Source organism: Thiobacillus sp., from assembly GCF_024708915.1.
Window position 1 is genome coordinate 1 of record NZ_JANJXQ010000088.1, and the last position, 8,546, is coordinate 8,546.

Sequence of the window (8,546 nt, forward strand, 5' to 3'; positions counted from 1 at the left end):
GATTCGGCCAGGTCCGCGGTCACCTCCTGGATCACCACGCCGAGCCAGCCGCGCGACACCTTGCCGCTGCTTTTCAGCTGCTCCACCACTTCCATCGCCACATCGATCGGAATCGCGAACGAGACCCCCTGGTAGCCGCCGCTACGGCTGTAAATCTGCGAATTGATGCCGACCACTTCGCCCTTCATGTTGAACAGCGGCCCGCCCGAATTGCCGGGATTGATCGGCACATCGGTCTGGATGTAGGGCACGTAGCTTTCCGACGGCAGCGAACGCCCCTTGGCGGAGACGATGCCCGCGGTGACCGAGTTTTCGAAGCCGAACGGCGAACCGATCGCCGCCACCGCTTCGCCGACGCGCAGCCGGGTGGGATCGCCCAGCTTGACGGCAGGCAGGCTGTTGGCGGTGATCTTGATGACGGCCACATCGGTGCGGGTGTCGGCCCCCACCACCTTGGCGGTGAACTTGCGCTTGTCGATCAGCTTGACCACGACCTCGTCTGCGCCTCTGACCACGTGCGCGTTGGTCAGAATGTAGCCATCGCTGCTGACGATGAAACCGGAGCCCTCGCCGCGCGCGGGGATTTCCTGCATCGGGCCGCCCTGCCCCCCCTGGCCACCCGGCCCGCCGGGGAAGAAGCGGCGGAAAAACTCCTGCATGTCCTCTTCGTCGGGAATCGCGAACGGCAGTCCCTCCGGTCCGCGCTTCACCAGCTTGGTCGTGCTGATGTTGACCACTGCCGGCCCCTGCTTTTCAACCAGATCGGCCACGTCCATCACGTCTTTTGCCTGCGCCGGTGCCGACAGGGCAAACACCAGCGCGGTCGCTGCCCAAGCTGTTCTCATCATGGCTGTCCTTTCATCATGCGAAACCTGAAATCGTCTTCACGTCTGAGCACGACCGGGCGGGCCGCCCGGCCACCTCGCGCAGCCAGCCAGCCGGCCATCCCGCCGAGCAGCATGCCGGCGAGCGCGGAACCGTCGCCGGGCCGTATTGCCTGCGCCAGCAGTGCGCCCGCCAGCATCAGCCCCAATGGCAGCCCGTAGGCACGCAATGCGCTCCTGAGCACGCTGCCACGGGCAATGCCGACCACGACACGGTCGCCCGGCGCCAGCGACAAATCGCAGTCGACCAGGAAATGCCGTGGTTTGCGCTGGAACAGTTCGGCAATGCGGCGCGACGAGCACCCCTGCCCGCCGCAGGTGCCGCAGCCCGAGGGTTCAACCGCCTGCACCCAGATGCCGTCCGATGCGGTTTTGACGACTTCGGCAGTTTGTTCCAGCATGGCGGCGCCTACTTCCTTTTCACCGAGTTGCCCGTTTCGATCAATGCCGTGCTCGGCACTTCGCCCAGGGTCGTCACGCTATAGCCGTCGACCTCGCGCGCATAGACCCCGATCGCGCCTTCGGCCGACAGACCCTGCAGGCGCTGCGCCTGGGGATCGGCAGGCTCGACGAACATCGACAGCACGCTGAGGCCATCCGAAAACACCAGATGGGTGACCGGCGCCGGTTTGCCCGGCAGTTCGCGCACTGCCTCCTGCACCCGCTCGAATCCCGGCGGCGGCGTCACGTTCCAGGCCACCGCGGCCGGTTTGTCGAGGCTGGCTTTCTGGATGCGCTTGCCTGCCATGTCATTGCGGAACAATTGGGCGTTAGGTGCCTTGCCGATCTGGATTTCGGAAAAAACGAACATCGACACCACGCTGCCATTGCCGTTGACTATGCGCGACTTGAGCGGCAATCCGGTCTGCTTGTCCAGCCACAGCGTGTAGGCATAGCGATAGCCGTCGCGCGGCTCCAGCGTCACCACCTGGCAGGGACGCCCCGCCACGCGCTCGGTTCCGGCAAGCACCGCCTCGTAGTAATCGAGCAGGCTGGCCGGCTGGGCAGGCAGCAAGGCCGGGAAGAAACGGCGCGGGGCATTGCGTTCCAGCCGCACGCTCTTGCCGTCCGGCAAATGGCAGTAGACGTCGTTGTTGATGCGCAGAAACTGGCGCGGCGTACCGTCCATGACTTCGATTTTTTCCAGTTCGCCCGTCGCATCGGTGCGGTGCAGCACACGCAACACCTCGACGTGTTCGCCATGGTGATACACATAGACGCCACTGTAATTCTGCTGCTTGGCCGCGGCGGCGGCACGGTTGAGCCAATCGAGCGCGGCGTCCGCCCGCCCCGCCCCGGAAAACGCCATCAGTGCGGCAAAGCCCAGAATCCACCAGCTTTGCCGCCAAACCAGCAGCGTCCGCATCAGCGCGGCTCCACCACAACCGCCACCGTGCGCTGGTAGGGCGACGCCACCGCCATCGGGGCGAATTCCTGATGCGCGACGAGATAGGGGGCCAGACGGGCATCGTCGCGCGCCGCAACCGGTTCCTGTGCAGCGTGCTGGAAAGCGGGCGCCGCCGCCATCGGTGCGGTGGCCGGCGCCTGCGACATCAATCCGGTCAGCGAAATTGCACCCCATACGGCAAGCGAGGCAAACGACGCCACCGCCACCCGTTGCGGCCACACGCTGCGGCGCGGCGCGAGCACGGTCGGTTCGGCCGCCAGCTGCGTTGAGAAGCGCGCCATGAAATCGTCCTGAACCGGCATCACACCGCGCATCAGGTCGCCGATCAAATGGTATTCGGACCAGTTTTTTCGCAAGGCATCGTCGCGTTTCAAGGCTGCGATGCAGGCCTCGGTTTCAGTGCGCGCCGCCTCGCCGTCGAGCGCGGCGGACAACAGCAGCGGCATATCGTCGGTCGGCTCGGCCTGGGAGGGGATGTCTGGTTTGCGAAGTGCTGACATGGTTACCACCTTTTATCCTGACTGGTGCCCAGCATCGGGCGTATTTTTTCGGCAATGGCCTCGCGCGCCCGGAAAATCCGTGAGCGCACCGTACCGATCGGACATTCCATCATCTGCGCGATTTCCTCGTAGCTCATGCCTTCGATTTCGCGCAGCGTGATGGCTGTCCGCAATTCCTCGGGCAGCGCATCGACCGCCTCATTGACTGCTTTGGCGATCTGTTTGGTCTGGAGTTCCGCGTCCGGCGTCGCGATGTCGCGCAACAAATCGCCATCTTCGTAGTTCTCCGCATCTTCGGCCAGCACATCGCTCGACACCGGCTGGCGTTTGTGCGCCACCAGATAGTTCTTGGCGGTGTTCACGGCGATGCGATACAGCCAGGTGTAAAAGGCACTCTCGCCGCGAAAGCCCGGCAGCGCGCGGTAGGCCTTGATAAAGGCCTCCTGCGTAATGTCTTCCACCTCGGCCGCATCGCGCACCATGCGCGACAACAACCGCCCGAGCTTGCGGTGATACTTCATCACCAATAGCTCGAAAGCGCGCTTGTCGCCCTGCTGGGCGCGTTCGACCAGCACCTGATCCAGTTCGCGGTCCGACATATCTCCCTGCTGCTTTTTGATTATGTTGAAAGTATACGTGACCGCATCTTCTGGCGAGTGTGAGCCGGCCACGACAAAAAAGTTCACCCCAGACCAAGGTTATTCGGGCAGCGCCCAGGCCTGTTATCATCCGGCGACACCATGCACCACTATGACGTCCTCATCCTCGGCAGCGGCCTCGCCGCGCTGACCACCGCGCTCAAGCTGGCCGACCGGCGCCGCGTCGCCATTGTCACCAAACGCCAGATGACCGACGGCGCCAGCGACTGGGCGCAGGGCGGTATTGCCGCCGCAGTCGACAGCGGCGACTCGATCGAAGCGCACGTCCACGACACCCTGGTCGCCGGCGCCGGCCTGTGCGACGAAGCGGTCACCCGCATGGTGGCGAGCCAGGCAAGCGAAATGATCGCCTGGCTGACCGCCAACGGTGTCGCCTTCACCGCCGACCCGCAGGCTGCCGGCGGCCTGCACCTGGCGCGCGAAGGCGGCCATTCCAAACGCCGCGTGGTGCACGCGGCCGACGCTACCGGGCATGCGGTGCAGACCAGCCTGCTCGACCGCGTGCGCGCGCACCCCAATATCGACACCTTCGAGCAGCACGTCGCCATCGACCTCATCACCGGCAAGCGCGCCGGCGGGGAGGAGCGGCAGATCCACGGCGCCTATGCGCTGAACAAGGGCAGCGGCGAGGTCGAGACCTTCGCCGCCGGCCACACCGTGCTGGCCACCGGCGGCGCCGGCAAGGTCTACCTCTACACCACCAACCCGGATACCGCGACCGGCGACGGCATCGCGATGGCCTGGCGCGCAGGCTGCCGCGTCGCCAACCTGGAATTCGTGCAGTTCCACCCCACCTGCCTGTATCACCCGCACGCCAAATCCTTCCTCATCAGCGAGGCGGTGCGCGGCGAAGGCGGGTATTTGCTGCTGCCCGACGGCAGCCGCTTCATGCAATACCACGACGAGCGCGCCGAACTCGCGCCGCGCGACGTGGTGGCGCGCGCAATCGACTTCGAGATGAAAAAGCGCGGCATCGACTGCGTCTATCTCGACATCAGCCACAAGCCGGCCGACTTCGTGCGCGAACATTTCCCGACGATCTACCGTCGCTGCCTGGAACTCGGCATCGACATCACGCGCCAGCCTATCCCGGTGGTGCCCGCCGCGCATTACACCTGCGGCGGCGTCGTCACCGACATGGACGCGCGCACCGACCTGTGCAACCTGCACGCGGTGGGCGAAGTCACCTTTACTGGACTGCACGGCGCCAACCGGCTGGCATCGAATTCGCTGCTCGAATGCCTGGTGTTCGGCCACGCCGCCGCCGCCGACATTCTGGCCACTCCGCCCGCCCCGCCGCTCGACCTGCCGCCGTGGGACGCCTCGCGCGTCACCGATGCGGACGAAGAAGTGGTGATCTCGCACAACTGGGACGAGCTGCGCCGCTTCATGTGGGACTATGTCGGCATCGTGCGCACCAACAAACGGCTCACGCGGGCGGCGCACCGCATCCGCCTGCTGCGCGCCGAAATCGACGAGTTCTACCGCAATTTCCGCGTCAGCAACGACCTCATCGAACTGCGCAACCTGGTGCAAAGCGCCGACCTCATCGTCCGCTGCGCGCAACTGCGGCAGGAAAGCCGCGGCCTGCACTACAGCCGCGACTACCCCGAGATACTGCCGGTCGCCGGCAATACCGTACTCAACCCGCGTCCGGGGACGATGTGTCCGAGCGTATGCGGCGTGTCCAGCGAAGCGATACCCTGAGTCGGCGCATGTCGTCGGCGTCCGCGCTGTCGGACAACAAGGCCAGGCTACGCACACGCTTGTCCGCAACGCGATAACGCAGCACGATCAGCGCAGGCGAAACCAGGCTGTCGCCCAGCACCTCGACATCGCGCCACTCGCCCGCATCATCCAGGCATTGCAGCCGGCCGTCCGCCGCTACGCGCAATGCTTCCGTACGACGCGCCTGCCGCCAGCCCCACACACCCAGACCGATCGCGGCCGCACCGAGTGCCAGCCGGATCGCTCCCGGCATGGCTGCGAGATGAATGGCGACCAGTGCGAGCACCGTCATGCCCAGCAGCAACAGCCCCAACCGGCGCGAGGGTTTGAGTTCAATCCCGCGCATCAGCGTGTACACTTTTGGGCTTCATCGCATCCCCCTTTGAATGGAACGTATCGTGATCGATTCCTGGAAGAACTTTCTGCAATCCCAAGGCGCAGCAATCGAAGACGGCACCGTGCTGCACTATGGCGACGCTGCCGCCGAGCGCTCCGCCACGGACGGCACCATTGTGGCGGATTTATCGCAGCTCGGCGTGATCGCCTTCCGCGGAGACGACACCGCCACCTTTTTGCAGGGCCAGCTTACCAACGACGTGCGCGCCCTTCACGCCGACGGCGCGCAGTGGAACGGCTACTGCAGCCCCAAGGGGCGCCTGCTCGGCAATTTCCTGATGTGGCGGCAGGGCGAGGATTACTGCCTGCAGCTGTCCGGCGACATCGCCGCCGGCGTACTGAAGCGCTTATCCATGTTCATCATGCGCGCCAAAGTGCAGGCGCGTGACGCCAGCGATGAAACCGTACGGCTGGTGGTGGCCGGCAAACAGGCGCAGACAGCCGTGGCCGCAGCGATGGGCGCCGTCCCCGAGGCCGCGATGCACACCCGCGCCGGCGACGCCGGACAGGCGATCCGCCTCGGCGACGATAAATTTGTCCTGTCGCTTGCGCCCGAGCGCGCCGTTGCCGTGTGGCAGATTCTGCGTGAGTCGGCCACCCCGGTCGGCGCGCCGGTATGGGACTGGTTGCGACTCAACGCGGGCATTCCGATGATCGTCGCTGCCACCCAGGAGCAGTTCGTGCCGCAGATGGTCAATCTTGAAGCCATCGGCGGCGTGAGCTTTCAGAAAGGCTGCTATCCGGGCCAGGAAATTGTCGCCCGCAGCCAGTACCTGGGAAAACTCAAGCGCCGCATGTTCCTTGCGCATGTCGATGCCGAAGCCGCCGCGGGCGACAGTTTGTACAGCGCCGACATCGAGGGCCAGACTACCGGCACCGTGGTCAACGCCGCCCCGGCACCGGCCGGCGGCTTTGATGTGCTGGCCGTGGCACAGGTCGAGAGTGCAACCATGCACACGCTGCACCTGAAAGCGGCCGACGGCGCCGTGCTGCAGCTGAAACCGCTGCCCTACGCGCTACCCGAATAGGTGAGGAACGCTTACGTCTATTACCGCATCGACCCCGCGCAAGCCGACCTGGCCGCTGCGCGGATCGATGCATTGCTGGACGCGATGGCCGTGCATTGCAGCCGCCCGCCACGGCGGCTGCCCCGCTGCGACGACACATCGACGTGGATGGAGGTTTACGAAGGGATTGCCGACTTTGCGGCGTTTGTCGAGGCCCTGAATACAGCGACCCCGTCCTTCGACTGCGCTGCGTTCACCCGCGGCGAACGCCATCTGGAATGTTTTTCTGCACCCGGCCCGGCGCCATAAAAAATGCCGGGCGAACCCGGCTTTTTCGTCCACGCCGCGCTGCGCCTTTAATCCACCTCCAGCACCGGCACCCGCGCGGCCAGCGCGCACAGCAGTTCATAGCTGCTACTGCCCGCGGCAGCGGCCACTGCCTCCACCGGCAGCCCCTCCCCCCACAGCATCACCGGGCTGCCGACCCCGGCGTCGGCGTGCTCGCTCAAATCCACGCACAGCATGTCCATCGATATCCGGCCGAGGGTTCGGCTCATGCGGCCGTTGAGCAGCACCGGTGTACCGGTAAGCGCATGGCGCGGATAGCCGTCGGCATAGCCGCAGGCAACCACACCCACCCGCATCGGGCGCTCCGCGCGGAACAGCTGGCCGTAGCCTACTCCTTCACCCGCTTGCAGGCTCTGCACGCTGATGATTTCCGACTGCAGGGTCATCGCCGGTCGCAGGCCCAGCTGCTCGGCTGACGCGTCGGCAAAAGGCGAAGCGCCATACAGCATCAGCCCCGGCCTGGCCCATGCACCCAGGGTTTCCGGGTAACGCAGCAGCGCCGCCGAATTGGCGCTGCTCCATGGCAGGCCGTGGCCGGCAACTTCGTGCAGAAAGGGTTGCAACTGCCAGTCCACGCCCGCTCCCTCGTCCGCCTGGGCAAAGTGGGTCATCAGGGTGACGCCGGCCACGCCGGGCAAACTCCGCGCCCGCGCGACGGCGGCAGCATGCTCGGCGAGCGGAAACCCCAGCCTGTGCATGCCGCTGTCGAACTTGAGAAAGACCTGAATCGGGCGGACGGGTGGTTGCCGCCGCAACCAGTCGAGCTGCCCGGCATGGTGCAGCACCGGCCACAGGTCCAGCTCGGCGCAGGGAGCGATTTCATCGGCGCCAAATATCCCCTCGAGCAGCAGGATAGGCTGTTCCACGCCCATCTGCCTCAGATTGGCGGCTTCTTCCAGCGTCAGCACCGCAAAGCCGTCGGCCGCCGCCAGTCCGCGGCGCGCGCGTGACAGCCCGTGACCGTAAGCGTTGGCCTTGATCACGGCAAACAGACGTGCCGTCCCCGCGTAACTGCGCGCCACACGCAGATTGTGCGCCATCGCACCAATCGAAATCCGTGCCTGGATGGGACGCATCGAAGCTAGTAAGCACCCGGTTGCGCCAGCGATTCGAAGCGCGTGTATTCACCGATGAAGGCCAGCCTTACCGTGCCGATAGGGCCGTTACGCTGCTTGCTGATGATGATTTCGGCGGTGCCCTTGTCCTGCGTATCGGGGTTGTAGACTTCGTCGCGGTAGATGAACAGGATGACGTCGGCATCCTGTTCGATGGCGCCCGATTCGCGCAAGTCGGACATCACCGGGCGCTTGTTGGGGCGCTGCTCCAGCCCGCGGTTCAACTGCGACAACGCAATCACCGGCACGTGCAATTCCTTTGCCAGCCCCTTCAGCGCACGCGAGATTTCCGAAATTTCGGTGGCACGGTTTTCCCCGGCACTGCTGGCCGACATCAACTGGATGTAGTCGATCACGATCAGGCCGAGCTTGCCGCACTGGCGCATCAGCCGGCGCGCGCGCGCGCGCAGTTCCAGCACGTTGAGTCCGGGCGATTCGTCGATGAAGACCGGCGCCTCGTTGAGCTTGCCGAGCGCGTAGGTGAGGCGCTGCCAGTCGTCT

11 protein-coding genes are annotated in these 8,546 nt (G+C 65.3%); 3 read left to right on the top strand and 8 right to left on the bottom strand.

Features of this window, described 5'->3' with window-relative positions; translation table 11 throughout:
* From Q0L94_RS07085 to rpoE, 5 genes are all read right to left on the bottom strand, one after another.
* The coding region (locus Q0L94_RS07085) for a trypsin-like peptidase domain-containing protein (RefSeq protein ID WP_296751732.1) at nucleotides 1-848 on the bottom strand (848 nt) is incomplete at its 3' end.
* Entirely contained in the window at nucleotides 845-1,285 is a 441-nt protein-coding gene (locus tag Q0L94_RS07090) for a SoxR reducing system RseC family protein (RefSeq protein ID WP_296751737.1), read from the bottom strand. The genes Q0L94_RS07085 and Q0L94_RS07090, both read right to left, overlap by 4 nt.
* A gap of 8 nt (nucleotides 1,286-1,293) precedes the next feature.
* Nucleotides 1,294-2,250 (bottom strand): MucB/RseB C-terminal domain-containing protein, encoded by a 957-nt coding sequence (locus Q0L94_RS07095; protein ID WP_296751740.1) that lies wholly within the window; start codon nucleotides 2,248-2,250, stop codon nucleotides 1,294-1,296.
* Nucleotides 2,250-2,792 (bottom strand): sigma-E factor negative regulatory protein, encoded by a 543-nt coding sequence (locus tag Q0L94_RS07100; RefSeq protein WP_296751743.1) that lies wholly within the window; start codon nucleotides 2,790-2,792, stop codon nucleotides 2,250-2,252. Before Q0L94_RS07100 ends, Q0L94_RS07095 begins: the two co-directional genes overlap by 1 nt.
* A 2-nt stretch (nucleotides 2,793-2,794) precedes the next feature.
* Nucleotides 2,795-3,391, bottom strand: coding sequence for an RNA polymerase sigma factor RpoE (rpoE, locus tag Q0L94_RS07105; RefSeq protein WP_296751760.1), 597 nt, complete (start codon nucleotides 3,389-3,391; stop codon nucleotides 2,795-2,797).
* Between the two features lie 141 nt (nucleotides 3,392-3,532).
* Here rpoE and nadB point away from each other — a divergent pair, with 141 nt between their 5' ends.
* Nucleotides 3,533-5,158 (top strand): L-aspartate oxidase, encoded by a 1,626-nt coding sequence (gene nadB / locus Q0L94_RS07110; protein ID WP_296751746.1) that lies wholly within the window; start codon nucleotides 3,533-3,535, stop codon nucleotides 5,156-5,158.
* Here nadB and Q0L94_RS07115 read toward each other — a convergent pair.
* Nucleotides 5,094-5,537 carry a protein YgfX gene (locus tag Q0L94_RS07115; RefSeq protein WP_296751748.1) on the bottom strand — a complete coding sequence of 148 codons (444 nt, stop codon included), beginning with the start codon at nucleotides 5,535-5,537 and terminating at the stop codon, nucleotides 5,094-5,096. The two genes, nadB and Q0L94_RS07115, sit on opposite strands and share 65 nt — an antisense overlap.
* 28 nt (nucleotides 5,538-5,565) lie before the next feature.
* Between Q0L94_RS07115 and Q0L94_RS07120 the strand changes: the two genes are divergently transcribed.
* Nucleotides 5,566-6,603, top strand: coding sequence for a folate-binding protein (locus tag Q0L94_RS07120; protein WP_296751750.1), 1,038 nt, complete (start codon nucleotides 5,566-5,568; stop codon nucleotides 6,601-6,603).
* Nucleotides 6,604-6,891, top strand: coding sequence for a DUF4936 family protein (locus Q0L94_RS07125; RefSeq protein WP_296751753.1), 288 nt, complete (start codon nucleotides 6,604-6,606; stop codon nucleotides 6,889-6,891).
* Between the two features lie 47 nt (nucleotides 6,892-6,938).
* Here the strand turns inward: Q0L94_RS07125 and alr are convergent, their stop codons facing one another.
* On the bottom strand, nucleotides 6,939-8,006 hold the full coding sequence (alr, locus tag Q0L94_RS07130) for an alanine racemase (protein WP_296751755.1): 1,068 nt from the start codon (nucleotides 8,004-8,006) through the stop codon (nucleotides 6,939-6,941).
* 5 nt (nucleotides 8,007-8,011) lie between these two features.
* Nucleotides 8,012-8,546 (bottom strand): DnaB-like helicase C-terminal domain-containing protein (locus tag Q0L94_RS07135; protein WP_296751758.1); only part of this gene is annotated, 535 nt, incomplete at its 5' end.

Excerpts from the sequence above, each read along its gene's own strand:
- Q0L94_RS07090 (WP_296751737.1), bottom strand. The coding sequence starts at position 1,285 with ATGCTGGAACAAACTGCCGAAGTCGTCAAAACCGCATCGGACGGCATC.
- rpoE (WP_296751760.1), bottom strand. The coding sequence starts at position 3,391 with ATGTCGGACCGCGAACTGGATCAGGTGCTGGTCGAACGCGCCCAGCAG.
- nadB (WP_296751746.1), top strand. The coding sequence starts at position 3,533 with ATGCACCACTATGACGTCCTCATCCTCGGCAGCGGCCTCGCCGCGCTG.
- alr (WP_296751755.1), bottom strand. The coding sequence starts at position 8,006 with ATGCGTCCCATCCAGGCACGGATTTCGATTGGTGCGATGGCGCACAAT.
- Q0L94_RS07095 (WP_296751740.1), bottom strand. The coding sequence starts at position 2,250 with ATGCGGACGCTGCTGGTTTGGCGGCAAAGCTGGTGGATTCTGGGCTTT.
- Q0L94_RS07120 (WP_296751750.1), top strand. The coding sequence starts at position 5,566 with ATGGAACGTATCGTGATCGATTCCTGGAAGAACTTTCTGCAATCCCAA.
- Q0L94_RS07100 (WP_296751743.1), bottom strand. The coding sequence starts at position 2,792 with ATGTCAGCACTTCGCAAACCAGACATCCCCTCCCAGGCCGAGCCGACC.